Annotated in this window: 23 protein-coding genes; 11 read left to right on the forward strand and 12 right to left on the reverse strand. The window is 62.4% G+C overall.

Annotated features, from left to right (window positions below; translation table 11 throughout):
* The coding region (locus tag ACEXP3_RS09225) for a Rossmann-fold NAD(P)-binding domain-containing protein (protein WP_377296984.1) at positions 1-609 on the reverse strand (609 nt) is incomplete at its 3' end.
* A gap of 26 nt (positions 610-635) precedes the next feature.
* On the reverse strand, positions 636-1,556 hold the full coding sequence (rocF, locus tag ACEXP3_RS09230) for an arginase (RefSeq protein ID WP_377296985.1): 921 nt from the start codon (positions 1,554-1,556) through the stop codon (positions 636-638).
* Between the two features lie 122 nt (positions 1,557-1,678).
* Here rocF and ACEXP3_RS09235 point away from each other — a divergent pair, with 122 nt between their 5' ends.
* Positions 1,679-2,116, forward strand: coding sequence for an Lrp/AsnC family transcriptional regulator (locus ACEXP3_RS09235; protein ID WP_377296986.1), 438 nt, complete (start codon positions 1,679-1,681; stop codon positions 2,114-2,116).
* 8 nt (positions 2,117-2,124) lie between these two features.
* On the opposite strand, the gene ACEXP3_RS09240 is transcribed toward ACEXP3_RS09235, so the two are convergent.
* Both ACEXP3_RS09240 and ACEXP3_RS09245 read right to left on the reverse strand, forming a co-directional pair.
* Entirely contained in the window at positions 2,125-2,733 is a 609-nt protein-coding gene (locus ACEXP3_RS09240; RefSeq protein WP_377296988.1) for a LysE/ArgO family amino acid transporter, read from the reverse strand.
* A gap of 249 nt (positions 2,734-2,982) precedes the next feature.
* Positions 2,983-4,695: a methyl-accepting chemotaxis protein gene (locus tag ACEXP3_RS09245; protein WP_377296989.1), complete on the reverse strand. Its 1,713-nt coding sequence runs from the start codon at positions 4,693-4,695 to the stop codon at positions 2,983-2,985.
* 111 nt (positions 4,696-4,806) lie between these two features.
* Between ACEXP3_RS09245 and ACEXP3_RS09250 the strand changes: the two genes are divergently transcribed.
* Positions 4,807-5,040, forward strand: a complete 234-nt coding sequence (locus tag ACEXP3_RS09250) for a hypothetical protein (protein WP_377296990.1) — start codon at positions 4,807-4,809, stop codon at positions 5,038-5,040.
* On the opposite strand, the gene ACEXP3_RS09255 is transcribed toward ACEXP3_RS09250, so the two are convergent.
* Positions 5,019-5,906: a MerR family transcriptional regulator gene (locus ACEXP3_RS09255; RefSeq protein ID WP_377296992.1), complete on the reverse strand. Its 888-nt coding sequence runs from the start codon at positions 5,904-5,906 to the stop codon at positions 5,019-5,021. The two genes, ACEXP3_RS09250 and ACEXP3_RS09255, sit on opposite strands and share 22 nt — an antisense overlap.
* Positions 5,907-6,300: 394 nt before the next feature.
* On the reverse strand, positions 6,301-7,125 hold the full coding sequence (locus ACEXP3_RS09260) for a p-hydroxycinnamoyl CoA hydratase/lyase (protein WP_377296993.1): 825 nt from the start codon (positions 7,123-7,125) through the stop codon (positions 6,301-6,303).
* Positions 7,126-7,403: 278 nt separating this feature from the next.
* On the opposite strand from ACEXP3_RS09260, the gene ACEXP3_RS09265 reads away from it, so the two are divergent.
* The 8 genes from ACEXP3_RS09265 to ACEXP3_RS09300 all read left to right on the forward strand — a co-directional run bounded on the left by ACEXP3_RS09265 (position 7,404) and on the right by ACEXP3_RS09300 (position 17,118).
* Positions 7,404-7,907, forward strand: coding sequence for a MarR family winged helix-turn-helix transcriptional regulator (locus tag ACEXP3_RS09265; RefSeq protein ID WP_377296994.1), 504 nt, complete (start codon positions 7,404-7,406; stop codon positions 7,905-7,907).
* 248 nt (positions 7,908-8,155) lie between these two features.
* Complete coding sequence (gene kdpF, locus ACEXP3_RS09270) at positions 8,156-8,242, forward strand: K(+)-transporting ATPase subunit F (RefSeq protein ID WP_210107068.1); 87 nt, start codon at positions 8,156-8,158, stop codon at positions 8,240-8,242.
* Positions 8,243-8,260: 18 nt separating this feature from the next.
* The gene (gene kdpA, locus ACEXP3_RS09275; RefSeq protein ID WP_377296996.1) at positions 8,261-9,970 is read left to right on the forward strand and encodes a potassium-transporting ATPase subunit KdpA; all 1,710 of its coding nucleotides are present in this window, start codon (positions 8,261-8,263) and stop codon (positions 9,968-9,970) included.
* 11 nt (positions 9,971-9,981) lie between these two features.
* Positions 9,982-12,018, forward strand: coding sequence for a potassium-transporting ATPase subunit KdpB (kdpB, locus tag ACEXP3_RS09280; RefSeq protein WP_377296997.1), 2,037 nt, complete (start codon positions 9,982-9,984; stop codon positions 12,016-12,018).
* Between the two features lie 2 nt (positions 12,019-12,020).
* Positions 12,021-12,590 (forward strand): potassium-transporting ATPase subunit KdpC, encoded by a 570-nt coding sequence (kdpC, locus tag ACEXP3_RS09285; RefSeq protein WP_377296999.1) that lies wholly within the window; start codon positions 12,021-12,023, stop codon positions 12,588-12,590.
* A 55-nt stretch (positions 12,591-12,645) separates the two neighbouring features.
* Positions 12,646-15,390 carry an ATP-binding protein gene (locus tag ACEXP3_RS09290; RefSeq protein WP_210107016.1) on the forward strand — a complete coding sequence of 915 codons (2,745 nt, stop codon included), beginning with the start codon at positions 12,646-12,648 and terminating at the stop codon, positions 15,388-15,390.
* Positions 15,387-16,073: a response regulator gene (locus ACEXP3_RS09295; RefSeq protein WP_377297000.1), complete on the forward strand. Its 687-nt coding sequence runs from the start codon at positions 15,387-15,389 to the stop codon at positions 16,071-16,073. Before ACEXP3_RS09290 ends, ACEXP3_RS09295 begins: the two co-directional genes overlap by 4 nt.
* Positions 16,074-16,128: 55 nt before the next feature.
* Entirely contained in the window at positions 16,129-17,118 is a 990-nt protein-coding gene (locus tag ACEXP3_RS09300; protein WP_377297001.1) for a site-specific integrase, read from the forward strand.
* Positions 17,119-17,154: 36 nt separating this feature from the next.
* Here ACEXP3_RS09300 and recQ read toward each other — a convergent pair whose 3' ends face one another.
* Positions 17,155-19,014 carry a DNA helicase RecQ gene (recQ, locus tag ACEXP3_RS09305; protein WP_377297002.1) on the reverse strand — a complete coding sequence of 620 codons (1,860 nt, stop codon included), beginning with the start codon at positions 19,012-19,014 and terminating at the stop codon, positions 17,155-17,157.
* A gap of 138 nt (positions 19,015-19,152) precedes the next feature.
* On the opposite strand from recQ, the gene ACEXP3_RS09310 reads away from it, so the two are divergent.
* Positions 19,153-19,734 (forward strand): DUF1349 domain-containing protein, encoded by a 582-nt coding sequence (locus ACEXP3_RS09310; protein ID WP_377297004.1) that lies wholly within the window; start codon positions 19,153-19,155, stop codon positions 19,732-19,734.
* Between the two features lie 57 nt (positions 19,735-19,791).
* Here the strand turns inward: ACEXP3_RS09310 and ACEXP3_RS09315 are convergent, their stop codons facing one another.
* The 5 genes from ACEXP3_RS09315 to ACEXP3_RS09335 all read right to left on the reverse strand — a co-directional run bounded on the left by ACEXP3_RS09315 (position 19,792) and on the right by ACEXP3_RS09335 (position 25,200).
* Positions 19,792-20,643, reverse strand: a complete 852-nt coding sequence (locus tag ACEXP3_RS09315) for a dipeptide ABC transporter ATP-binding protein (RefSeq protein WP_377297005.1) — start codon at positions 20,641-20,643, stop codon at positions 19,792-19,794.
* Positions 20,640-21,503, reverse strand: a complete 864-nt coding sequence (locus ACEXP3_RS09320; protein ID WP_377297006.1) for an ABC transporter ATP-binding protein — start codon at positions 21,501-21,503, stop codon at positions 20,640-20,642. Before ACEXP3_RS09320 ends, ACEXP3_RS09315 begins: the two co-directional genes overlap by 4 nt.
* A 2-nt stretch (positions 21,504-21,505) precedes the next feature.
* Entirely contained in the window at positions 21,506-22,414 is a 909-nt protein-coding gene (locus tag ACEXP3_RS09325) for an ABC transporter permease subunit (protein ID WP_377297007.1), read from the reverse strand.
* A gap of 15 nt (positions 22,415-22,429) precedes the next feature.
* Complete coding sequence (locus ACEXP3_RS09330) at positions 22,430-23,434, reverse strand: ABC transporter permease subunit (protein ID WP_210107021.1); 1,005 nt, start codon at positions 23,432-23,434, stop codon at positions 22,430-22,432.
* Between the two features lie 167 nt (positions 23,435-23,601).
* The gene (locus ACEXP3_RS09335; RefSeq protein ID WP_377297008.1) at positions 23,602-25,200 is read right to left on the reverse strand and encodes an ABC transporter substrate-binding protein; all 1,599 of its coding nucleotides are present in this window, start codon (positions 25,198-25,200) and stop codon (positions 23,602-23,604) included.
* Positions 25,201-25,291: the final 91 nt, after the last annotated feature.

A 25,291-nucleotide genomic window follows, 5' to 3' on the forward strand; every position in this document is an offset into this window, starting at 1 on the left:
GTGCGCCCCCTCCACCGCCTGCTCTGCCGAGCGGCATATCTCGATCTGGAAACCGAAGGCTTCAAGATTGCGCCGGCAGCGGTCGCTCGCCGCAGGCTCGATGTCGAACAGCCGCAGACGGTCGATGCCGAGCAGCGCCTTGAAGGCGAGCGCCTGGAACTCGCTCTGGGCGCCATTGCCGATGAGTGCCATGGTGCGCGCGCCCTTCGGCGCCAGATAGCGCGCGGCAAGGGCGGAGGTGGCGGCGGTGCGCAGTGCCGTCAGAATGGTCATTTCGCTTAAGACCAGCGGATAGCCGCTATCGACATCCGACAGAACACCAAAGGCGGTCACCGTCTGGCGACCGGTCCGGGTGTTCTTCGGATGACCGTTGACATATTTGAAGCCGTAGAGCCGGCCGTCGCTGGTCGGCATCAGTTCGATCACGCCGTCGAGCGAGTGCGAGGCGATGCGCGGTGTCTTGTCAAAACACTCCCAGCGGCGGAAATCCTCCTCGATATAGGCGGCAAGCTCGGTGAGGAAGGTTTCCGTGCCGGTCGACGCCACGAGGTTCATCATGGTCTCGACGCTGACGAAGGGCACGAGGTTGAGGTCTGTCTGCGCCGGCATGATGATCCTCCTGCGGAAAAAATCTGTCAGTAGCTGCGGGTCGGACGATCCATGACCGTGCGGCCCATCAGGCTTGCGGTAAGGTCCACCAGAAGCGTTGCGGTGCGGCCGCGCTCGTCAAGGAAAGGGTTCAGTTCCACAAGGTCGAGACTGGAGACAAGGCCGCTGTCATGCAGCATTTCCATGACGAGATGGGCCTCGCGAAAGGTTGCCCCACCCGGCACCGTGGTGCCGACAGCCGGGCCGACCGACGGATCGAGGAAATCGACATCGAGGCTCACATGCAGGAGCCCGTTGACGGCGGCGACCCGTTCCAGAAAGCCGCGCAACAGTGCGGCCACGCCATGTTCATCGATGGCGCGCATGTCGTGCACGACCACATCGGTCTTGCTGAGTGCCGCGCGCTCGGCCGGATCGACGCTGCGTATGCCGATCATGCAGACATTGGCCGGATCGACGGGCGCGGCAAGTGCTGGAAAGAAAGGCTGGAAGCCGGGGCGGCCGGTAAAATAGGCGACCGGTACGCCATGCAGGTTTCCGCTGCCGGTCGTATCGAGCGTATGGAAATCGGTATGGGCATCGAGCCAGAGCACAAAGAGCGGCCGGCCCTTCTCAGCGGCGCGCCGGGCAACACCTGCGACAGAACCGGCAGACAAGGCATGGTCGCCGCCGAGGAAGATCGGCATGCCGTCTTCGCTCTCAAGGTAGGCCGCTTGCTCGATCGCTTTGATCCAGCCGCTGATTTCGGCAAGATTGCGCACCGCCGCATTCGGATGGGTTGCGCTCTCCCTAACGGTCGGTGCGAGGTTCCCGAGGTCGCGCACCTCATGGCCAAGCTCCGACAGTGCGGCGACGATGCCGGCGGTGCGCAGGGCGCTCGGTCCCATCTCGCAGCCCAGTTGTGAAGCGCCATCCTGCAGCGGCACACCGATCAGTTTGCAAATCATGCCCATGTCTCCTTCATTTGAGTGAACCATGCGGGACTGGCAATTTGAACATCGATAATTGCCATCTTTATCAGTGTAGCTTAGCAATATGGCAGGATGATCAACCGAATTGGCATGAGACGATGGACGATCTGGATACGCGCTTGGTCACGCTTCTGCGGCATGATGCGCGCCGCAGCGTCTCTGATCTGGCGCTTGATCTCGGCGTCTCGCGTGCCACGGTTCGGGCGCGCATGGAGCGGCTGGAAACCAGCGGCAATATCATCGGCTATACGGTCATCCTGCGCGCCGATGCGGTGGAACTGCCGGTGCGCGGTATCATGATGATCGAGATCGAGGGGCGCATGGCCGACCGGGTTATCCGCACGCTCGGCGGTTTTCCGGAAATTTCCGAGATTCATACCACCAATGGCCGCTTCGACCTGATCGTCGAGGTGGGCGCGGCAAGCCTTGCGGAGTTCGACGCGGTGCTGCGACGCATCCGTCTGGTAGCGGGCATTACCGGCAGCGAAACCAGCCTGCTTCTTGCCACACCGCGCAGCACGCGGGCGCGGCTATAGCGTCAGGATCAGTCGGCAAACAGCAGTTTCAACGCAATCGCCCACATCACCAGGCCGATCAAGGCTTCCAGAACGCGCCAGCTGCCCGGCTTTTGAAAGATCGGCCGCAGGAAGCCCGCGCCGTAGCCAAGGAGAAAGAAAAAGCTGAAGGAGGCGATGGCGGCGCCTGCGGCAAAGACCAGCTCCGCCCCGGGAAAGCGCGTGGAAATCGTCCCGAGCAGTACCACCGTATCGAGATAGACATGCGGATTGAGCCAGGTCAGCGCAAGGCATGTGGCAAGCGTCGGCCAAAAGCCTGCCACCGCTTCGCCCTCGGTCGACAGACTGCCGCTGGAACGAAAGGCCGAATACAGGCTGCGCGCGCCATAGGCGAGAAGAAACGCGGCTCCCCCCAGCCGCATGACCGGATCAAGCCAGGGCAGCACTGCGGCGATCTGGCGAAAACTGGTGACGCCGATGAGGATCAGCAGCGCATCCGATACGGCACAGGCAAGGCAGACGGCCAGGACATGCGCGCCAAGCAGCCCCTGGCGCAGCACGAAGGCGTTTTGCGCACCGATGGCAAGGATGAGACTGAGCCCGGTGGTGAAACCGGTAAGAAGGGCGGATGACTGCATGGCCTGCAAAGCACTCGTGAGACGTGTCGACGGCGACCGATAGCGTCACGCTTCTGTTGATGCCAGTGTAAAATGCTCGTCTCCGAAAACCTCTCTGCCCACCTGCCTTAAAACCGAATCCTTGCCGCTGCTCTAAGCTGCCTGCCGACAGGTATTCTCAAAAACTAGCACGGGATCGAACGTCATTATGTTCGGCCCGCATCGATTTGCCTGCCGGCTTCTCGTGCGCTTGCGCGTCGCGTCCGTAAGTTACGCGGCGCGGTGGGGCGGGCTGCGATATCCCGCCTGGCCAACGGCATGACGGCGGCCATCCCGATTGTCGAGTGTGAAGGCGCCCACCATTTCCTTCAGCTTCAGCGTTTCGGCAGACAGGGTCGCTGCCGCTGCACTGCTTTCCTCCACCATGGCAGCGTTCTGCTGTGTCGTCTGGTCCATGCTGTTGACGGCGCCATTCACCTCGGCAAGCCCCGTCGATTGTTCGCGCGCGGCAGTCGAAATGGCATCGACGTGGTCGTTGATCTCGACGATCAGAGCACTGATGCTCTTCAGGGCCCCGCCCGTCTCGCTCACCAGCCGCACACCGTTTTCGACTTCCGTGGTCGAGTTCTGGATGAGATCCTTGATTTCCTTGGCAGCCTTCGCCGATCTCTGCGCCAGTTCGCGCACTTCCTGGGCAACGACGGCAAAGCCGCGACCGGCTTCCCCGGCACGCGCCGCTTCAACGCCGGCGTTGAGAGCCAGCAGGTTGGTCTGGAAGGCAATTTCGTCGATTACGCCGATGATGTTGGAAATCTTGCTCGACGAGTCCTCAATGCGGCTCATCGCATCGACCGCATGGGCAACGACACTTGCCGACTCTTCCGCATTAAGCTTGGCTCTCGCAGCGACATCGCGGGCATCGAGCGCGCGCTGCGCCGACGACGTTACGTTTGACGTAATTTCATCAAGGGCGGCAGCCGTCTCTTCAAGGCTTGCAGCCTGCGATTCCGTGCGGCGCGACAAATCCTTGACGCCACCGGTAATCTCGCTGGTGCCCGTGCTCAGCAGATCGACGCTGGTGGAGATCTGGCGGAACGTATCGCAAAGCTGCCCGACGGAGCGATTGAGATCGTGGCGCAGGAATTCGAATTCCGGGGCAAACGCCTCCTCCAGCTGGAAGGCGAAATCACCCGAACACAGGCGTTTCAAACTGTCGCCCAGCGCGGAGACGGTCCTGATGCGTTTCGTCACGTCGGTTGCGAACTTGACGACCTTCGTGACCTTGCCGTTGATGTCCAGGATGGGATTATAGGAGGCCGAAATCACAATCTGGCGGCCGTCCTTGGTGACGCGGGTGAATTCCGCCGCCTGATATCGCCCTGCCGCGAGTTCCTGCCAGAATGCCTTGTACTCAGGGCTTGCCGCATATTCCTTCGACACGAACATGCTGTGGTGGCGACCCTTCAGTTCCTCAATGGAGGCATAACCAAGGGCATCGAGGAAATTCCGGTTGGCCCCAAGGATTTCTCCACTGACCGTAAATTCGATGATGGCCTGCGACCGGCTGATGGCCGCAATCTGGGCCGCGTAATCAAGGTTCAGCATTCGCTCCTTGGCGTTTGCCCATTCAACGACGAAACCGAGCGTTTTCCCGTTGCGCTTCAGCGGCGTTACCAAAAGGTCAAAGCTCAGCGCGCCAACCTGGATCGTCGCCTGATGACGCTCCCGCAGCGCCGCCAGCATGGTGCGCTGATGGGTTGGGTTCTTGTGAAACACGTCGATATTACTGCCGATCAAGGTGGCGACCGAAAAACGCGGCAGTTCCTTGACCAGGTCCTTCTCCGCATCTTTCAGAAGCTGCATCACCGCCGGGTTCATATAGGTGATGTTCAAGTTTGAATCCGCAACCATCACATTGGCTTGCAAAGCGTCAAGGGCCGAAAGCTTGGCGGCAATCTTCTTGTTCAGCGTGGCTTCGAACATTCTGTGTGTCCTTGTTGCAGGTTGGTGCGAAAGCGCCACAGCGCCAGAGTGGAGGACATCAGAAATATCGACAACAATCTAAGAAAAACCTAATTTAGGGACATTTTGTATATGATCACGTCACGCCTAGGCAGCATGCGGCTGCGCGCAGCAATGCTGCGTTCGGAGGAATTGGCGAACGCCAAAAGTGGTCTTGAAGAGCTGTTTTTTGTCTCGCCGTATACCCGCGCGCGTCATCTCAAGAAACCAGAGATGGGACGTTCGAGCCGGATCCGCCAGGCGCTGTTCATGGCGGCGGGCGCCATCAGGCAGGGAACTCCTGTTCAATCAGCCCTTGCGGCGTGACGCCGCGATGGCGCCTTTTCACCCCGTGCCAAAGTCTCAGCCGCTTTTTCGAATTCACCGATCTCGCTGAAATGGCGAATGCCGCTGATGACAGGCGCTTCAGAAAAACCCGGTCCACCCGTCCAGATCTCGATGGGCACGGGCAGGGTCTGGCGCAGGCGTTCCAGCCTCGGCTTCAAATTGCGCGCCTTGCCGATCAGGCAGCTGAGACAGACCACACGCGCGGAACTTGCCTCTGCGGCAGAAACGATATCATCGATGGGAAGATTAGGCCCAAGATAAACCGCCGCAAGTCCGGCGTTGCGCGCAAGAAGCGTCGCCAGCAAGGCGCCGATCTCATGATGTTCGCCTTCAAACGTGGCCACGATCGCCTTGGGCGCAGCCGGGTCGAGCGGCAGGCTGTTGAGGCAGATCGACAGCATGCCGCGGATTTCGGCCGAAACCATGTGTTCTGCAGCAATAGACAGCGTGCCCTCACTCCACTGCCGGCCAACCTCCTTCATCAGTGGTGCAACCGTCGCCTTGCCGAATTCGGCTGGCGTTTCGACAGCCAGATGTTCCTCAAGCAGGGTTTTCATGGCAATCGCGTCCATTCGCCGGATGGCGTCAAGAAGCGGGGTGAGGTTTATGAGCTTGTGATGGGCGCGCGCGATCTCGGCCAAGCTTTCGATCGGAAGGGAGATGATGGTGCCAATCCGATAGCCTGCGTCGCTGCACTCCTTGAGCAGGATCAGCCGATAGACCTGATCGGCAGTAAAATACCGCCTGCCCGTTTCGGTTCTTTCCGCCAATGGCTGCTGATAACGGCGCTCCCACGCATGCAGCACAAGCTTGCTGATGCCGACATGCCGAAGCGCCTCGGCCATCGGGATCTGCTCCTGTCCCTCCTCTCCGCTGCCCCTCAACGGGCGCCTTACCGGCACGGCCGATCGAAGCTGGGGAATCGGGGATTTCGAGGCAGCGTCCATCATATTTCAAAGTCTTGATCGTGTGCAAAATATGATCGAGCAACCGCTGCCACCCGTATCCGGGGTCGCAGACCGTCTCACGGTTTTCGATCCAATTTTTGTAAACGCGGGGGATTACAAAAAGTTTCACGCTCGGAAAAATTTATTTTGCGCGGCGACTTTGCGCGGTGCCGATGTCGCAATGGCGTGACCGATCCGGTCATGCTGAAGCACAAAAACGACAATGCGACAGCACCGGTGGCGCCTCTTGGCGTCACCGGTGCTTGGTTTCACACTGGCCCGAGCGGATGGCTCAGCGGCGCGACTTGTCGTAGGCGCCAAGCCCCGGCTTGTAGCTCTTCTCGTCGATGAACTGCCGAATGCCTTCCTTGCGGCCGGTCGCATCGTAGGAATTGGCCGCTTCCTGGGCCCGAACGAGGTAATCCTCGGCCTCGTCATAGGTCATCACGCCGACGCGGCGCACGGCATCCTTGGTGGCCTTGAGAGCCACCGGATTCTTTTCGAGCAGCTTGCGTGCCACCTCGATGACGCGCCCCTCCAGCTGGTCGAGCGGCAGGCTTTCATTGACGAGCCCCCATTCAGCTGCCGTCTTGCCGTCAATCGGCTCGCCCAGCATGGCATGATACATTGCCTTGCGGAACGGCAGCAGTTCCACCGCAACCTTGGTGGCACCGCCCCCCGGCAGGATGCCCCAGTTGATTTCCGAGAGGCCGAACTTCGATTCATCTGCCGCAAAGGCCAGATCGCAGGCAAACAGCGGACCATAGCCACCGCCGAAGCACCAGCCATTGACCATGGCGATGGTCGGCTTCTGATACCAGCGCAGGCGGTGCCACCAGCCATAGCTTTCGCGCTGCGCCCGGCGCACGCCCTTCAGGCCGTCGGCTTCGGACTCGCGAAAATATTCCTTGAGGTCCATGCCGGCGGTCCAGGCACTGCCCTCGCCTGTCAGCACCAGAACGCCGACATCCTCGCGAAATTCCAGCTCGTCGAGCGCCACCATCATGGCGCGGTTCAGCGTCGGGCTCATCGCGTTGCGCTTGTCCGGACGATTAAAGCGCAGCCAGGCAATGCCGTCGCGCACGTCATAAGACACTGTATCTACATCATTGGCCATCTTGTTCTCCTTGCTCCCTTGGTCTGTGTCTCTGCGCCGCACCTGTCGGTCGGCCGCGGAAAAATCCGGCGATTGACGTCCGTGATACGGGCATCCGGCCCCGAATGGGCGCGATGTGCGACCATCCATCCCGGCGGATAGGCACATCGGAGCCTGTAAAGGCCCGCTGTCCCTGTGCTATACCGATCCTCCCGAGGCCGGACATCGACGCGTCGATTGACTGCTATGTTTCATAGCATTAATGTCGCTACATTGGAACGGCGTCAAGAGGAGATGCGATGCACGAGAAAACCTCACGCCCGATGAAATCCGACCAGAGCGACGCCGCGCCCGAGCTTTCCGAGATCCGCGAGGCGCTCGGCGAACTCGTCGGCTATCACCTTCGCCGGGCATCGGTCTATGACATGAACGGGGCGGTTGCCGCGCTCGAGCCGGAAGGCGCCCGGCCGATCACCATGAGTGTTCTCATCAGCATCGTGGAACATCCCGGCCGCACCTCTGCCGATATCTGCCGAACCCTTGCCATCAAGCGCGCCAACATCGTGGCACTTTTGCAGGTCCTGGAGGCAAAAGGCCTGTTCAGCCGCGCCGACGACCCGGCGGACCAGCGGATCCAGAGGCTTTACCCGACGCAGGCCGGCATTGCGACGGCGCACCACTGGCTGCAGCTCGTGCAGGCGCACGAAGACCGCATCCTTGCCCGCATGTCGCAGGATGAGCGGCGCGAGTTGCGCCGCCTGCTGCAACTGGTCTGGGCGGATGAGGTGGCAGACGAAGCCTGAGACCGGCGCGCCGGCCCTCGCCCGTCCGTGAGCGGCCCCGAAGCGGCGCCCGCCGTTCCTTATGTTTTCTTTATCTCGCGCTTCCATCTTCCCAATCGAACCCTGATCCTCAGCGGGCGTAACCTATCTTCTGTTCCAACAGGAGAACGGACATGTCCGATTTCATTTTTCTGACGCTTGGCTGCGGCACGCTTCTGGCGCTTGCCCTTTATGCCCGCGCCCTCGACCGGCTTTGAGGGAGCTCGACAATGTTTGAGCCCCTTTTCGGCCTTCTCGTCGCCATCGCCCTTGGCGTCTATCTCGTGGTGACGCTTCTGCGCCCCGAACGCTTCTGATTTTCGAGGAGATCTCCCATGACCATCATCGGGTGGCTGCAGATCAGCCTCCTTTTCGCAGCCGTTGCCCTCGTCATCAAGCCGCTCGGGCTTTTCATGGCGCGGGTTTTCGAGGGCGAACGTACCTTCCTTTCGCCGTTTCTGGGCCCGCTCGAACGCGGCATCTACCGGTTAAGCGGCATCGATCCCCGCAAGGAACAGGGCTGGCTTGCCTATACGCTTTCTATGCTTGCCTTCTCGCTCATCGGTTTCATTTCGCTCTATGCGATCCTGAGGCTTCAGGCCTACCTGCCGCTCAACCCGCAGGGGTTTGCAGCCGTGCCGGCCGACCTTGCCTTCAACACGGCCGTTTCCTTCGTCACCAACACCAACTGGCAGAACTATGCCGGTGAAGCGACGATGAGCCATTTCAGCCAGATGGCGGGCCTGACCGTTCACAACTTCCTGTCGGCGGCAACCGGCATGGCGCTCGCCATTGCCTTTACCCGTGCCTTCACCCGCTCGCGCATTGCAACGCTCGGCAATTTCTGGGTGGACATGACGCGCGCGACGCTCTTCGTGCTTCTGCCGCTGTCCATCGTAACAGCCATCGTCTTCGTGGCCATGGGCCTGCCCCAGACGCTGCAGGCCTCGATCAGCGCCACCACGCTTGAAGGCGCCAATCAGATCATTTCGCTCGGACCTGTCGCAAGCCAGGAGGCGATCAAGCAGCTTGGCACCAATGGGGGCGGCTTCTTCAATGCCAATGCCGCGCATCCCTTCGAGAATCCGACGGCATTCTCCAATTATCTCAACATCTTCGCGATGCTGTCGATCTCGGCGGCGCTGGTCTATACGTTCGGCCAGATGGTCGGCAACCGTCGCCAGGGCTGGGCGCTGATCTCAGCCATCGCCGTGCTGCTGATTGCAGGCGTGGCCGTCACCTACTGGGCGGAAGCGCAGGGCAATACGATCCTGACGGCGCTCGGCGTCGATCCCGCGCTCGGCAACATGGAAGGCAAGGAAGTCCGCTTCGGCCAGGCCATGACCGCGCTTTATGCAGCCGTGACCACCGGCCTCTCGGATGGCGGCGTCAACGGCATGCACGGTTCGTTTACGGGCCTTGGCGGGCTCATCCCGATGTTCCTCATCCAGCTTGGCGAAGTTTTGCCGGGCGGTGTCGGGTCCGGCCTCTACGGGCTGATCGTCTTTGCGCTTCTCTCCGTCTTCGTCGCCGGCCTCATGGTCGGGCGCACGCCGGAATTCCTCGGCAAGAAGATCGAGGGCCGCGAGATGAAGTTTGCGATGCTTGCCATCCTCATCCTGCCGCTTGCGATCTTGGGCTTTACCGCCATCTCCGCCATGCTGCCGATTGCGGTGGCAAGCATCGGGACAGCAGGCCCGCATGGCCTGTCGGAAATCCTCTATGCGTATACGTCGGCTGCCGGCAACAATGGTTCGGCCTTCGGCGGTCTCTCGGGCAATACGCCCTGGTATAACACCACGCTCGGCATCGCCATGCTTCTCGGCCGCTTTGCCTATGTCGTGCCGGTGATGGCCATTGCCGGATCGCTGGCCGCCAAGGTCAAGGTTCCCGCCTCCTCCGGCACCTTCCCGACAGATGGACCGCTCTTCGTCGGCCTGTTGATCGGCATCATCCTCATCCTCGGCGGCCTGCAGTTTTTCCCCGCCCTCGCCCTTGGCCCCATCGTCGAGCACTTCGCCATGCTGGCCGGCCAGACCTTCTAAAGGATCATCCCATGTCAAAAGACCATAAGGCGCCCGGTCTTCTGGACCCCGCCATTCTGCTGCCGGCCATGCGCGATGCGGTGAAGAAGCTCGATCCGCGCCAGTTGCTGCGCAATCCGGTGATCTTTGTCACCGAGGTCGTCGCCGGCGTGGTGACGCTGCTCTTCCTGCGCGATCTTGTCTCCAATCCGGCAGAAGCCAGTTTCTCCGGCCAGATCGCCGCCTGGCTCTGGTTTACCGTCCTCTTTGCCACCTTTGCCGAAGCCGTTGCCGAAGGGCGCGGCCGCGCCCAGGCCGACAGCCTGAAGCGCACCAAGTCCGAACTGGTCGCTCGTCGTCTCATTGCCGGCGGCAAGACCGAAAGCGTGCCCTCCACCAGCCTGAAGATCGGCGACATCGTCATCGTCAAGACCGGCGAACTGATCCCCGGCGACGGGGAAGTCATCGAAGGCGTTGCCTCGGTCAACGAAAGCGCCATCACCGGCGAATCCGCTCCTGTGATCCGCGAATCCGGCGGCGACCGCTCGGCCGTCACCGGCGGCACGCAGGTGCTGTCGGATGAGATCAAGGTGAAGATCACGGTCGCCCCCGGCTCCAGCTTTGTCGATCGCATGATCGCCCTCATCGAAGGGGCCAAGCGCCAGAAGACGCCGAACGAGATCGCGCTCTCGATCCTTCTGTCCGGCCTGACGCTGATCTTCCTCTTCGTCTGCGTCGCCATCTGGGGTCTTGCCGGCTATTCGGGCACGGTTCTGTCGGTCACCGTGCTGGCAGCCCTCCTCGTCACCCTGATCCCGACCACCATCGGTGGCCTCCTCTCCTCCATCGGCATTGCCGGCATGGACCGTCTGGTCCGCTTCAACGTGATCGCCACCTCCGGGCGTGCCGTGGAAGCAGCCGGCGACGTCGATACGCTTCTGCTCGACAAGACCGGCACGATCACCTTCGGCAACCGCATGGCGAACGATTTTGTGGCAGCCCCCGGCGTCACGCAGGTGGAGCTGGCCGAGGCTGCCCTTCTCGCCAGCCTGTCGGACGAAACGCCCGAGGGCCGCTCGGTGGTGGCGCTTGCCACCGGCGAATTCGGCGTGGCCATGCCAAACGCACAGTTTGATGCCGTCATCGGCTTTACCGCAGAAACCCGCCTCTCCGGCGTCGATCTTGCCGGTCGCCGTCTGCGTAAAGGGGCCGTCGATGCGGTGCTGAAGTTCGCAGGTCTCACCCAGGACGACGCCCCGGCAGATTTTCGCCGCGCCGTCGATACCATTGCACGCTCGGGCGGCACGCCGCTTGCCGTTGCCGATGGCAACCGCCTGCTCGGCGCCATCCACCTGAAGGACGTGGTCAAGCCCGGCATCAAGGAACGTTTTGCCGCTCTTCGCGCCATGGGCATCCGCACCGTGATGGTGACCGGCGACAACCCGGTGACCGCTGCCGCGATTGCCTCGGAAGCCGGCGTTGACGATTACCTTGCTCAGGCAACGCCAGAGGACAAGCTTGCCTTCATCCGCCGCGAACAGCAGGGCGGCCGCCTGATCGCCATGTGCGGTGACGGCACCAACGATGCCCCGGCGCTTGCCCAGGCCGATGTCGGCGTGGCCATGCAGACAGGAACGCAGGCCGCCCGCGAAGCCGCCAACATGGTGGACCTCGATTCCAGCCCGACAAAGCTCATCGAGATCGTCGAGATCGGCAAGCAGCTTTTGATGACGCGCGGTTCGCTGACGACGTTTTCGATTGCCAATGATGTGGCGAAATATTTTGCCATCATCCCGGCAATGTTCGTCGCCACCTATCCGGCGCTTGATGCGCTGAACGTCATGGGCCTTGCCTCGCCGCAATCGGCCATCCTGTCGGCGGTCATCTTCAACGCGCTGATCATCGTGGCGCTGATCCCGCTGGCACTGCGTGGCGTCTCCTATCGCCCGTCGGGTGCTGCCGCCCTCCTTCGCCGCAACCTGCTGGTCTATGGCCTCGGCGGTCTTCTCCTGCCATTTGCAGGCATCAAGATCATCGACCTTGCCATCACAGCCCTTCACCTGGTGTAATCATGCTCTCTCATCTTCGCCCCGCCATCACGCTCATCGTGGTCATGACTGCAATCACCGGCATCGCCTATCCGCTCGCCGTCACCGGCATCGCCCAGGCGGTGATGCCGGCCGAGGCAAATGGGAGTCTCATAGAGAAGAACGGCACCGTGCTCGGCTCGGCGCTGATCGGCCAGTCCTTTACCTCCGACCGCTATTTCTGGTCGCGCCCTTCGGCCACCTCGCCGGATGCCTATAATGCCGCGTCATCGTCCGGCTCCAATCTCGGCACCACCTCGGTCAAGCTGCATGACCGGGTGAAAGCCGACGTGGGGAAGCTGCACGCCACCGGCATTGCGGGGCCTGTGCCCGGTGATGCGGTCACCACCTCCGGCTCCGGGCTTGATCCGCATATCTCTCCCAAGTTTGCCCGCGCCCAGGTGGCGCGTATCGCAAAGGCCCGTGGCCTTGCCGAAAGCGATGTGGCAAGCCTTGTCGAGCAACAGACCGAGGGGCGCGCTCTTGCGCTTGTCGGGGAACCGCGCATTAACGTGCTGAAGCTCAATATGGCGCTGGATGCATTAAAGACGTAAGGCACACGGGAAGCCCCCAAGGGGGTCCAGAGACGTCCAGAAAGGCAAGCCAAGCATGGCGCAAGACGACCGCACGACGCATCGCCGGCCTGATCCGGATGCCCTGCTGGCGCTTGCCGGCAAGGATGGCCGCGGCAAGCTGACGGTCTTTCTCGGCGCCGCCCCCGGCGTCGGAAAGACCTATGCCATGCTGGCGCGGGCGCGCCGGCTGAAGGCGGATGGCGTCGATCTGGTGATCGGCCTTGTGGAAACCCACGGCCGCAGCGAAACGGCCGCCCTCCTCGAAGGGCTAGACGTCTTGCCGCGCATGCGGGTGCCCCATCGCGGCCGCATGCTGGAAGAATTCGATCTCGATGCGGCGCTTGCCCGCCGCCCGCATATCGTCATCGTCGACGAACTCGCCCACAGCAATCCGGAAGCCTGCCGCCACCCGAAGCGCTATCAGGACATCGAGGAACTGCTCGGCGCCGGCATCCATGTGTGGACGGCGCTCAACATCCAGCATCTGGAAAGCCTTGGCGATCTCGTGGCCGACATCACCGGCGTCGTCGTGCGCGAGCGGGTGCCGGACGTGGTGCTGAAGCGGGCCGATGAGGTTCTGCTGGTTGACCTTCCGCCGAGCGAACTGATCGAGCGGCTGAAGGAGGGCAAGGTCTACCTGCCGGAAAATGCCGGGCGGGCGGCGGATCGCTTCTTCCGGCTCGGCAACCTGACGGCCCTGCGCGAACTGGCGCTTCGCCGCACCGCCGACCGCGTCGATGACCAGATGGTCGATTATTTGAAGCAGAACGCCATCGAAGGCCCCTGGGCATCGGGCGAGCGCATGATCGTCTGCGTCGGCGCCGATACGCTGTCGGAAAAGGTCGTGCGCGTCGCAAGCCGGCTCGCGTCAGGGCTCAACGCGCCGTGGATCGTCGTTTCCATCGAACGCGCCGACCAGGAAGCCGAAGGCCGCGCCGGCATTGAGCAGATCGAGCGGATCTTTCGGCTTGCCGAACAGCTGGGGGCCGAGACCCGCCGGGTCATCGGCACGGATTTCGTGGAAGAAATCCTGAAGCTTGCACGGCGCGAACATGCAACCCAGATTGTCATCGGTGCGCCGCGCGCCAGAGGCTGGGGCAGCAGCTGGAGCAAGGGCGCAAGACCCTTCGGGTCACCATCGCTGCCGGACGCCTTGGCAAGCCGCGCCTCAGGTCTCGGCATCCATCTCGTCACCGGCGATCGGGAGGAGGTTCGCACGCAAAGAGGCTTGCGGCGCCTGCCCCTGCTTTCGCGCGCCGGCCTCATCCGCGCCGCCCTCGTTGCCGTGCCGCTGGTGGCGCTTGCAACCGGAACCGGCGTTGCCATCGACCGGATCATGCACCTGCCCAACATCTCGCTGCTGTTTCTGTTGGCCGTTCTTGGTGCGGCGGTCACGGCCGGTTATGCAGCAGCGCTGATCGCCGTGATCCTGTCTGCCCTCTGCTACAATTTTTTCTTTATCGCGCCTTTCTACACCTTCACCATCGCTGCCCCGCACGAGGTGTTTGCGCTCATCGTCTTCTTTGCCGTGGCGGTGATTGCCGGCGGTTTTGCCTCGCGCATCCAGGAACAGGCCGCGACGGCGCGCGTGCGCGCGACCGCCCTGCAATCGCTCTATGATTTCTCCCGCAAGCTTGCCGGCACGGAAAAAGCCGAGGATGCGATCTGGGCAGCCGTGTCGCAGTTGCAGGCAAGCCTGCGCCGCAATGTCGTGCTGCTGATCCCCGACGGCCCCGACCTGAAGATTGCCGCCGCCTGGCCGCCGGATACCGAGCTTGACGTCACCGACATGACGGCGGCACGGTGGGCAGAGGACAAGCAGGAAAAGGCAGGCCACGGCACCGGCACGCTGCCCAGCAGCCGTTTTGAGTTTCGCCCGCTCTTAAGCCCCCACGGGGTGGTCGGCGTCTGCGGCGTGGAGCAGACGGCCGAGCGGATGGATGTCAATGCGGAGCGGGCGCTCGCGGCCATCCTCGACCAGACGGCGCTGGCCATCGACCGCGCGCGCCTGTCGGAGGCAAGCGTTGCGCAGGCGGCCCGACTGGAGGGCGAACGGTACCGCGATGCGCTTCTGTCGTCCATTTCGCACGATCTGCGCACGCCGCTTGCGACCATCACCGGCTCCGTCACCAGCCTTCGCCAGCTCGGCGACCGCATGAGCCCGGAAAGCCGCGACGATCTTCTCCAGTCGATCGAGGAGGAAGGCAGCCGGATGAGCCGGTTCGTGGCAAATCTCCTCGACATGACGCGCATCGAGGCCGGCACGCTGAAAGCCAGACGCGACTGGGTGGACGTGGGCGACGTGGTGCAATCGGCCGTGGAGCGCACGCGCAGGTATTTTCCGGGTCGGATCATTGAAACAGGCATTGCCAGCGATCTGCCGCTTATCGAGGGCGATGCGGTCCTGCTTGGTCAGGTGCTGTTCAACCTTCTCGACAATGCGGTCAAGTATGGCGGCGACGAGCCGATCAATGTCTATGCGCGGCGCGACGATCAGGATGTGCTGATCTCCGTCACCGATCTTGGCAAAGGCATTCCGGCAGACGATATAGACCGGGTGTTTGAGAAATTCTATCGGCGCGGCAAGCCGGATGGCCGCGCGCCCGGAACCGGGCTTGGGCTTTCCATCGCCCGCGGCTTCGTCGAAGCCATGGGCGGGCGCATCCATGCCGAAAGCCCGGCGGTGAAGAAGAGAGGAACGCGCATCGTCATGCGGTTTTCCACGAACAAGACAGCAGCGCTGCCCTTGGCGGAGCCTCCTGCAGGCCGGCCGACATGACGCAAGCCCGTATCCTTGTGGTGGACGACGAGCCGCAGATCCAGCGCTTCCTCAAACCGGCGCTTTCGGCGGCCGGCTATGAGGTGATCGAGGCGCTCTGCGGCGCAGATGCATTGAAGGCGGTTGCAACCGCGGCGCCGGACCTTGTCATCCTCGATCTCGGCCTGCCGGACATGGATGGCAAGGATGTGATTTCGAGCCTGCGCGGCTGGTCGGATCTTCCGATCGTCATTCTCTCGGCCCGCGACCGCGAGAGCGAAAAGATTGCAGCGCTCGATCTCGGCGCCGACGATTACATTGAAAAACCCTTCGGGATCGGCGAGCTGACGGCCCGCATCCGCAATGCGCTGCGCCATCGCGGCAAGGCGGATGCCGCGCCAACGGTGATGGTGGCGGATGGGCTCACCATCGATACGGTGCACCGGCTGGTGGCGCGCGGCGGCGAACCGATTCGGCTCACACCGAAGGAATACGATCTCCTGACCCTGCTCGGCCGCCATGCCGGGCGGGTCGTGACCCACAAGACGCTACTCACCGCCGTCTGGGGGCCGGCCCATGGCGAAGACCTGCATTACCTGCGCGTCTTCATCGGCCAGCTGCGCCAGAAGATCGAGCGCGATCCGGCGCGGCCGGCCATCGTGCGCACCGAACCCGGTGTCGGCTACCGGCTGGTGGTGGACTGAAGCGCTGCACCAACTGCCATGGTGCGAAAGACAGGCAATGCGGGCATGATACGGCATGAACCGAATCACCACCCCTGACGCCGCCGAGGCCGTTGAAGACGAGAGGCAGGATGCGGACGTGCTCTCTGCGGCCGAGACGTCGCAGTCGCATCCACCCCAGCCAGAGCGCGGCTCCGTCGAAGCATCCGGTTCGGCCCACACGCGGCGCGCCTATAGCGCCGACTGGAAGCATTTTTCCGCCTGGTGCCGTCGCAGCGGCCTTGATGCAATGCTGCCCGATCCGCAGGTCGTCGGTCGCTATCTCACGGCCTGCGCCCGTGGTGAAGCGGACCCGACATCCAGGACCAATTCGGTATCGACCATCGAGCGTCGGCTGTCATCGCTGTCCTGGAACTACGCACAGCGGGGCGTTCCGTTCGAGCGCAAGGATCCGCATATTGCCACGGTTCTTGGCGGCATTCGGGGCCAGCGCGCTTGCCCGCCCCGCCAGAAGGAAGCGGTGATGCGCGACGACTTGCTGGCGATGATCGAAACGCTCGACCGGGGCACGCTGCGGGGCCTGCGCGATCGGGCCATGCTGTTGATCGGCTTTGCCGCCGGCTTGCGCCGCTCCGAAATCGTCGGTCTCGATGCGGGCCGTGGCCAGAGCGCCGATGGCTGCGGCTGGATCGAAATCCTCGACAAGGGCGTTCAGGTGAACTTGCGCGACAGGACGGGCTGGCGCACGCTCGACATCGGCCGGGGCGCATCGGATGCCAGCTGCCCGGTGTTTGCGCTCGAAACCTGGCTGTCACTGTCGCGCATCAGCCGCGGGCCGCTGTTTCGCCGGGTGACCGGTCAAGGGACAAAGGTCGGGCCGGAGCGTTTGAACGACCGGGAGATCGCCCGCCTTGTCAAGCGCACCGCGCTGTCGGCCGGCATCCGCGGGGACCTGTCCACAACCGACCGGGTGACGCGCTTTTCCGGCCACTCGCTGCGCACCGGTCTTGCCTCCTCGGCAGAGGTGGAGGCGAGATCGGCGCAAGACGGCTCGGCCGCCGATTGACGCACGTGACCGGCAGCAAGGACCGCGGCGCCGCCTTCAGCCCTCGAAGGCGCGGATGACGCCGAGAAACGCTTCGCCATACCGCTCCAGCTTGGATTGGCCGACACCGGAAATGGCGAGAAGCTCGTCCTCGGTTGTCGGGCGCTCCTTGGCAAAGGCCACCAGCGTCGTATCCGGGAAGATGAGATAGGGCGGTACGGCCAGATCCTTGGCGATCGTCCGTCGTGCCACGCGCAACGCCTCGAAAAGTTCCATCTCCGAGCCCTCCAGCGCCGAGCGGGCATTGGTCGAACTGGGCGAGGCAGTGCGCGACGCCTTGCCCTTGGTCGGACGGTCCTTGCGAAAGCGCACGCCCCGCTCGCGCTTGAACACGGCGCGCGCCTCCGGCTCCAGCTTCAGCGCGCCGAACGCTGCGTGATCGACGCTGATCAGGCCAGCGGCCAGCAACTGGCGATAGACCGATTGCCAGGTCTTTGACGCGATATCCTTGCCGGCGCCGAAGACCGGCATATCCGCGTGCCCGAAGCGGGTGGTCTTTTCGTTGACGTTGCCGAGCAGCACGTCGATCAGATGTCCGGTGCCAAAGCGCTCGCCGGTGCGATAGATCGCCGCCAGCGCCTTGATCGCCGCTTCCGTGCCATCCCAGGTTTCCACCGGCTTCAGGCAGGTGTCGCAATTGCCGCATTGGCCGGCATGCGCCTCGCCGAAATGCGCCAGGATCGCCTGGCGGCGGCAGCCCGGCGTCTCGCAGATGCCGAGAAGCGCGTTCAGCTTGGCGCGTTCCACCCGCTTGATCTCGTCGCTCGAGCCGCCCTCATCGATCATCCGGCCCCGCTGGATGACATCGGCCATGCCATAGGCCATCCAGACGTCTGAGGGCAGGCCGTCGCGGCCAGCCCGACCGGTTTCCTGATAATAGGCCTCCACCGATCCCGGCAGATCGAGATGGGCGACATAGCGCACGTTCGGCTTGTCGATGCCCATGCCGAAGGCGACGGTTGCGACCAGACACAGGTCTTCCTCTTTCAGGAAGGCATCCTGGTTGGCATCGCGCACGGAGCGGTCCATGCCGGCATGATAGGCAAGCGCCCGCACGCCCTGCTCATTCAGCCAGGCGGCCGTATCCTCGACCTTGGCGCGCGACAGGCAATAAACGATGCCGCTCGATCCCGTATGGCGCGAGAGAAACCGCAACAGCTGCTGGCGCGGCTGGTCGCGCTCGACGATTTCATAGGCGATGTTCGGCCGGTCGAACGAGGTGGTGAACACTTCGGCCGTGCGCAGCCCCAGCCTGTCGATAATGTCTTCGCGGGTATGAGGATCGGCGGTCGCCGTCAGCGCGATGCGGGGAACGCCGGGATAAAGCGTGCCAAGCTGGCCAAGCTCCCGATATTCGGGCCGGAAATCGTGCCCCCACTGCGAGACGCAATGGGCCTCATCAATGGCGAAAAGTGCAATTCTTGCGCCCGCCATCAATTCCTTGAAGGCGGGTGTGACGATGCGCTCGGGCGTCACATAAAGAAGATCGAGCGTGCCTTCGCTCACGGCCCGGCGCACATCGAGAAATTCCTCGCGGGTGAGCGACGAGTTGAGGGCGGCGGCCTTCACGCCCAGATGTTTCAGCGCCTCCACCTGATCCCGCATCAGTGCAATCAGCGGCGAGACGACGATGCCGACGCCGTTGCGGCAGAGCGCCGGGATCTGGAAGCACAAAGACTTGCCGGCCCCCGTCGGAAACAGCACGACCGCATCGCCACCGGACACCACACGGTTGACCACTTCCGCCTGTCTTCCGCGAAAGGCCGGGTAGCCATAGATCTCTTTCAGCACGGAAAGCGGATTCTTGGTGCCGTGAGTGTCAAACAAGGGATCGATGCGGGAATTCGTCTGCGGCATGGGACAGCTTTCATGGAATGGCGGCCATTATGCACCGACGGGGCGGCAACCGCGAGTGCTTTCCGTTCCATAGACACTGTGCGCGGCTTGGAAAACCGGATGGTGCTGTCTAAAACGTCCCGGCTAGGAGGAAGCATAATGACATTGTTTAAAACATGCGAATGGCTGAACGCGCCGGAAAAATGGTCGCTCAAGGGCAATGACCTGCATGTCGTGACCGACAAGGGCAGCGATTTCTGGCGCAAGACCTATTACGGCTTTACCCGCGACAGCGGCCATTTTTTCGGCCATCGCCGCGCCGGCGCCTTCACGGCGCAGATCCGCGTGCGCGCCAACTATGACCATCTCTACGATCAGGCGGGCCTGATGGTGCGCATCGATGACGAGCGCTGGCTGAAGGCGGGCATCGAGTTTTCCGATGATGTCGCCTGCCTCGGCAGCGTGCTGACCCTTGGCCAATCCGATTGGGCAACCGCACCTTATGCGGACGATGCCAGCGATTTTTTCCTGCGGATCACGGTGGAAAAGGGTTCGCTGCGACTTCAGGCATCGGCGGACGGCAAACATTGGCCGCTGGTACGCCTTTGCCCGTTTCCGGAGGCTGAGTTTTACAGCGTCGGCCCGATGTGCTGCACGCCGGAACGGGCCGGGCTTGCCGTCCATTTTTCCGATTTTTTCGTCACCGATCCGCTCGGAAAGGATCTGCACGACCTGTCGTGATGCCAGAAGAGTTCACCCGGCATCCTCTACTGATTGCCGGGTGACGTTGCGATAGGATCAGCGGGCGGCGCGCTTCTTTTCGACGCGGGCGCGGATGGATTCTACGTCGGCGCGCGGGGTCGCGGCAAACAGCGTGCGCGTATAGGGGTGGCTCGGATTGCTGAACACCTCGTCGCGCGTCCCGTATTCCACCGCTTCGCCGTAATACATCACCATCACCTCATCGGCGATGTAACGCACGACCGAGAGGTCATGGCTGATGAAGACATAGGTCAGGCCGAATTCTTCCTGCAGGTCGGCAAGCAGGTTCAGCACCTGCGCCTGCACGGAAAGATCGAGCGCCGAGACGGGCTCGTCGAGCACCAGAAGCTTCGGGTTCATCATCAGCGCGCGGGCAATGGCGATACGCTGGCGCTGGCCACCGGAGAACATGTGCGGGTAGCGGTTGTAGTGTTCGGGCGCGAGGCCCACCTTCACCAGCATCTCGGTTGCCCGCTCGCGCCGTTCCGCCGCCGACATCTTTGTGTTGATGGCGAGCGGTTCGCCGAGGACGTCACCGATCTTCTGGCGCGGGTTGAGCGAGCCATAGGGGTTCTGGAAGACGATCTGCACCTTGCGGCGCATCTCGGCCGTCAGGTGGCCGGGGCGCGTATCGACGGTCTTGCCCTCGATCAGCAATTCGCCAGCCGTCGGCTCATCGATGAAGGTGAGGATGCGGGCAAGCGTCGACTTGCCGCAACCGCTTTCGCCGACGATGGCCAGCGTCTTGCCGGTGTCCAGCTTGAAAGAAACGCCCTTTACCGCATGGACGATCTTCTCCGGTTTGAACAGGCCCTGCGGCACATGGTAATCCTGGCGGATGTTGCGGATTTCCAGCATCGGCACGGAGGAAGAGGGGGCGGCGGTCATCGTGCATCTCCTGCTGCTGTGCCGGCAAGATTGGCGGTCGCCATGAAATCGGACACCGTGCTCAGGCGCTTGCCGGTGGCATTTTCCGGCAGGGCCGAGAGAAGCGCGCGGGTATAGGCATTTTTCGGCGCTTCGAAGAGCGAGAGCACGTCGGCCTCCTCCATCTTGCGGCCCTTGTATTGCACGATCACCCGGTCGGCGGTTTCGGCCACCACGCCCATGTCATGGGTGATCATGATGAGGCCCATGCCATGCTCGGCCTGCAGCGTCATCAGGAGATCGAGGATCTGCTTCTGGATGGTGACGTCAAGTGCCGTCGTCGGCTCGTCGGCGATCAGCAGTTTCGGGTTGCAGGCAATCGCCATGGCGATCATCACGCGCTGGCACTGGCCACCGGACATCTGGTGCGGGAAATGGTTGAGGCGCTCGGCCGGGTTGGGCAGGCCGACCAGCTCAAACAGCTCGATGGCGCGGGCGCGACGTTCCTTGGCCCCGAGACCCATGTGGATGCGCAGCACTTCCTCGATCTGGAAGCCGACGGTGAAGCAGGGGTTGAGGCTTGCCACCGGCTCCTGAAAGATCATCGCCATGTCCTTGCCGATCAGCTTGCGCCGCTCGGTGTCAGGGATGTTGCGGATGTCGCGTCCCTGAAACAGCATCTTGTCGGAGGTAATCTTTGCCGTCCAAGGCAGAAGCCCCATCACGGCCAGCATCGAGACGGATTTGCCCGAGCCGCTTTCCCCGACGATGGCCAGCACTTCGCCGGCCTCGACCGACAGCGACACGCCATCGACCGCCTTGAACCAGCCGGTTGCCGTTTCGAACTCGACGGTCAGGTTTTCGATTTCAAGAAGCGCCATGATCAGGACCTCTTCATCTTGGGATCGAGCGCATCGCGCAGCCCGTCACCCATCAGGTTGATCGCAAGCACGGTGATGAGAATGGCAAGACCGGGGAAGGTCACCACCCACCAGGCGCGCAGGATGAATTCGCGGGCTTCCGCAAGCATCGTGCCCCATTCGGGCGCCGGCGGCTGCGCGCCCATGCCCAGAAAGCCAAGTGCTGCGGCATCGAGGATGGCGTTGGAAAAGGAGAGCGTCGCCTGGACGATGAGCGGGGCGGTGCAATTGGGCAGGATGGTGCGGAACATCAGACGCAACGGGTTTGCGCCGGCAAGGCGTGCGGCCGTCACGTAGTCGCGCGACTTTTCAGCCATCACCGCAGCACGCGTCAGCCGCACGAAATGCGGCTGCAGCGTCAGCGCAATGGCAATCATGCCATTGGTGAGGCTCGGTCCAAGGATGGCGACCAGAACCAGCGCCAGAAGCAGCGACGGGAAGGCAAGGATGATATCCATCAGGCGCATGATGACGGTATCGACCCAGCCGCGGTAATAGCCGGCAATCAGCCCGACCAGGATGCCGCCGGTCAGCGACAGCGTGGTGACGAAAAGGCCGATGAACAGCGAATATTGTGCGCCGTAGATGAGGCGCGAGAGAATGTCACGACCGACCGGATCAGTACCGAGCAGGAAGCTGGTATTGCCGCCGGCAAGCCAGGCGGGCGGCAGAAGCACGAATTCGCGGTACTGCTGGAACGGTGAATGCGGCGCAATGACCGGCGCAAGGACGGCGATGATGGCAAGGGCGATGAAGACGAAGAGGCCGATCACGGCGCCCCGGTTTTCGGAAAAATAGAACCAGAATTCGGCCAGCATCTGGCGGCGCAGAGCCGCGCTGGTGACCGGCTGGGTCTTTGCTGTGTCTGCCATGGGATTTTCTCCTTCTTAGTGGCGGATGCGCGGGTTGACGAGACCGTAGAGCAGATCGACGATCAGGTTGACGACCATGATGATGCCGGCAATCAGAAGAAGACCGCCCTGGATCACCGGGTAATCGCGACGGAACACGCTATCGACCATCCACTTGCCGATGCCCGGCCAGGAGAAGATGGTTTCGGTGAGAATGGCGCCCGCCAGCATCACGCCGATCTGCAGGCCGATCGTGGTGATGACGGGGATCATGGCGTTGCGCAGCGCATGCAGGCTGACGACCCGGAACGGCGACAAGCCCTTGGCGCGCGCCGTGCGGATATAATCTTCCGACAGCACTTCCAGCATGGCCGAGCGCGTCTGGCGCGCAATGACGGCGAGCGGGATCGTGGCGAGCACTACGGAAGGCAGGATGAGATGGCTGACGGCGGACGAAAACGCCCCCTTCTGGCCCGACAGCAGCGAATCGATCAGCATGAAGCCGGTCACCGGCTTGAAGAAATACATCAGCGAAATGCGGCCCGAGACCGGCGTCCATTGCAGGATGCCGGAAAACAGGATGATCAGCAGCAGGCCCCACCAGAAGATCGGCATGGAATAGCCGACAAGCGCGACGCCCATCATCGACTGGTCGAGCGCCGAACCCCGCTTGATGGCGGCGATGATGCCGGCAGGAATGCCAAGGGCGACGGCAATCAGGATGGCGCAGAAGGACAGCTCGACCGTCGCCGGAAACAGCGCCAGGAACTGCTTGAGAATGGGAGACTTGGAGACGATGGAGGTGCCGAAATCACCGGTCACCACGCCGCGCAGGTAATCGAGGTACTGGATCACCATGGGACGATCGAGCCCGAGCTGGGCGCTGATCTGCGCATGCCGCTCCGGCGACATCACCCGTTCGCCCGACAAAAGTGCCACCGGATCGCCCGGAAGCAGGCGGATGAAGGCAAAGGCAATGATGGAAACCCCGATAAAGGTCGGGATCAGGACGGCGATACGCCGCAGAAGAAAGCCAAACATGGTGGAGACCTGTTTTTTTATTCTTGAAAAGCAAGGTATGAGCGCGACGGCCATGGCCTGCCGCATATGCCATTCCCCGACCGGACACCTTTCCCGAAGTGCCGATCTTTGAGCAAAGGCCGCGGAATGTCGCCATTCCGCGGCCGCATCTTCGCTAGACCAGCGAATTATTCAGCAATGTCGACCGCTTCGAAGGTGAAGTCGCCGAGCGGGCTCTGGGTAAAGCCGGTCACACCCTTGGCCATCGGAACGACGGCGAGCGAGTGGTCGATGGTTGCCCAGGGAGCCTGCTTCTTGAAGACGAGCTGAGCCTGTTCGTAAAGCTTGGTGCGCTCAGCCTGGTCAGAGGTGACCTTGGCCTTTTTCACCAGTTCGTCGAACTCCTTGTTGCACCACTGCGCACGGTTGTTGCCGCCCACGGCATCGCAGCCGAGCAGGGTGTCGAGGAAGTTGTCCGGATCGCCGTTGTCGCCGGTCCAGCCGAGGATGGCGGCACCGTCACGGTTCTTGTCCTTGGAACGCTGCAGGTATTCTGCCCATTCGTAGGAGACAATCTCGACCTTGACGCCGATCTTGGCAAAGTCGTCCTGCATGATTTCGGCCGCACGGCGGGCGTTCAGCATGTAGGGACGCGAAACCGGCATGGCCCAGATCTTCATCGACAGATCCTTGACGCCGGCATCGGCCAGCATCTTCTTGGCCGCGTCGAGATCGTAGGTGTCGTCCTTGGTTTCCTTGCTGTAGGACCACATGGTCGGCGGGATCGGGTTGGTTGCCGGCGCAGCCATGCCCTGGAAGACCGAGTCAACGATGGCCTTCTTGTTGATGGCCTTGTTGAGCGCAATGCGCACTTCCGGCTTGTCGAACGGCGCCTGGGTGGTGTTGTAGGCGAGGTAGGCGATGTTGAGGCCTTCCTGCTCCAGAACCTTCAGGTTCGGATCGGCCTTCATCGACTTGACGTCGGCTGCGTTCGGATACGGCATCAGGTGGCATTCGCCGGCCTTCAGCTTCTGGTAACGCACGGCAGCGTCGGTGGTAATGGCAAATACCAGATCATCGATCTTCGGGGCGGTGCCCCAGTAATCGGCGTTCTTCTTGAAGCGGATGACGGCATCCTGCTGATAGGCGACGAAGGAGAACGGGCCAGTGCCGACCGGGTTCTGGTTCAGCTGTTCCTTCTTGCCGGCCTTTTCCAGGCTGTCGGCATATTCCTTGGACAGGATCGATGCGAACGGCATGGCAAGGTTGGCGAGGAACGGTGCTTCCGGACGGTTGAGCGTAATCTTGACCGTCAGGTCATCGACCTTCTCGATGGACTTGATGAGCTTGGGGAAGCCCATGCCATCGGCATATTCCCAGGTGCCGCCGGAAATGTACTTGTTCCAGGCGCTCTTCTCGTCGATCTGGCGACCGATGGAGAAGATCACGTCATCGGCGGTCAGCGTGCGGGTCGGCGTGAAGAAATCGGTGGTCTGGAACTTGACGTTCGGACGCAGCTTGAATGTGTAGACCGTGCCGTCCTTGGAAATGTCCCAGCTTTCGGCAAGCGCTGCTTCCGGCTGCGTTGTGCCCGGCTTGAACTCGAGCAGGCGGTTGTAGACCGGATGCGCCGAGGCATCGAAGGTCGTGCCGGCGGTGTAGAGGCCCGGATCGAAACCTTCCGGCGAACCTTCCGAGCAATAGACGAAGGTCTTTGCGCTGGCGGCGGTGGTCGAGAGGAACGAGGCTGCGAGCAGTGCCGCAGCAAAACCAAATTTAAAGTTCATTGAAGTCTCCCATCGGCATGACAAGCGGGATTGCCGCCTGTGCCGGTTGTCTGGATTTGAAATCGCGCAGCCCGTTTATCTTGTTGTTCTT

The sequence above is a fragment of the Neorhizobium fuzhouense genome (assembly GCF_042611105.1).
Lineage (GTDB): Bacteria > Pseudomonadota > Alphaproteobacteria > Rhizobiales > Rhizobiaceae > Neorhizobium > Neorhizobium galegae_A.

What these genes read in the sequence shown, in the direction of transcription:
- ACEXP3_RS09240 (WP_377296988.1), bottom strand. Translation starts at nt 2,733, where the DNA reads ATGCAGTCATCCGCCCTTCTTACCGGTTTCACCACCGGGCTCAGTCTC.
- ACEXP3_RS09260 (WP_377296993.1), bottom strand. Translation starts at nt 7,125, where the DNA reads ATGGCCAATGATGTAGATACAGTGTCTTATGACGTGCGCGACGGCATT.
- ACEXP3_RS09310 (WP_377297004.1), top strand. Translation starts at nt 19,153, where the DNA reads ATGACATTGTTTAAAACATGCGAATGGCTGAACGCGCCGGAAAAATGG.
- ACEXP3_RS09315 (WP_377297005.1), bottom strand. Translation starts at nt 20,643, where the DNA reads ATGACCGCCGCCCCCTCTTCCTCCGTGCCGATGCTGGAAATCCGCAAC.
- ACEXP3_RS09325 (WP_377297007.1), bottom strand. Translation starts at nt 22,414, where the DNA reads ATGGCAGACACAGCAAAGACCCAGCCGGTCACCAGCGCGGCTCTGCGC.
- ACEXP3_RS09335 (WP_377297008.1), bottom strand. Translation starts at nt 25,200, where the DNA reads ATGAACTTTAAATTTGGTTTTGCTGCGGCACTGCTCGCAGCCTCGTTC.
- ACEXP3_RS09320 (WP_377297006.1), bottom strand. Translation starts at nt 21,503, where the DNA reads ATGGCGCTTCTTGAAATCGAAAACCTGACCGTCGAGTTCGAAACGGCA.
- kdpB (WP_377296997.1), top strand. Translation starts at nt 9,982, where the DNA reads ATGTCAAAAGACCATAAGGCGCCCGGTCTTCTGGACCCCGCCATTCTG.
- ACEXP3_RS09300 (WP_377297001.1), top strand. Translation starts at nt 16,129, where the DNA reads ATGAACCGAATCACCACCCCTGACGCCGCCGAGGCCGTTGAAGACGAG.
- ACEXP3_RS09250 (WP_377296990.1), top strand. Translation starts at nt 4,807, where the DNA reads ATGATCACGTCACGCCTAGGCAGCATGCGGCTGCGCGCAGCAATGCTG.
- ACEXP3_RS09255 (WP_377296992.1), bottom strand. Translation starts at nt 5,906, where the DNA reads ATGGCCGAGGCGCTTCGGCATGTCGGCATCAGCAAGCTTGTGCTGCAT.
- kdpC (WP_377296999.1), top strand. Translation starts at nt 12,021, where the DNA reads ATGCTCTCTCATCTTCGCCCCGCCATCACGCTCATCGTGGTCATGACT.
- ACEXP3_RS09235 (WP_377296986.1), top strand. Translation starts at nt 1,679, where the DNA reads ATGGACGATCTGGATACGCGCTTGGTCACGCTTCTGCGGCATGATGCG.
- rocF (WP_377296985.1), bottom strand. Translation starts at nt 1,556, where the DNA reads ATGATTTGCAAACTGATCGGTGTGCCGCTGCAGGATGGCGCTTCACAA.
- ACEXP3_RS09330 (WP_210107021.1), bottom strand. Translation starts at nt 23,434, where the DNA reads ATGTTTGGCTTTCTTCTGCGGCGTATCGCCGTCCTGATCCCGACCTTT.
- kdpA (WP_377296996.1), top strand. Translation starts at nt 8,261, where the DNA reads ATGACCATCATCGGGTGGCTGCAGATCAGCCTCCTTTTCGCAGCCGTT.
- kdpF (WP_210107068.1), top strand. Translation starts at nt 8,156, where the DNA reads ATGTTTGAGCCCCTTTTCGGCCTTCTCGTCGCCATCGCCCTTGGCGTC.
- ACEXP3_RS09290 (WP_210107016.1), top strand. Translation starts at nt 12,646, where the DNA reads ATGGCGCAAGACGACCGCACGACGCATCGCCGGCCTGATCCGGATGCC.
- ACEXP3_RS09265 (WP_377296994.1), top strand. Translation starts at nt 7,404, where the DNA reads ATGCACGAGAAAACCTCACGCCCGATGAAATCCGACCAGAGCGACGCC.
- ACEXP3_RS09295 (WP_377297000.1), top strand. Translation starts at nt 15,387, where the DNA reads ATGACGCAAGCCCGTATCCTTGTGGTGGACGACGAGCCGCAGATCCAG.
- recQ (WP_377297002.1), bottom strand. Translation starts at nt 19,014, where the DNA reads ATGCCGCAGACGAATTCCCGCATCGATCCCTTGTTTGACACTCACGGC.
- ACEXP3_RS09245 (WP_377296989.1), bottom strand. Translation starts at nt 4,695, where the DNA reads ATGTTCGAAGCCACGCTGAACAAGAAGATTGCCGCCAAGCTTTCGGCC.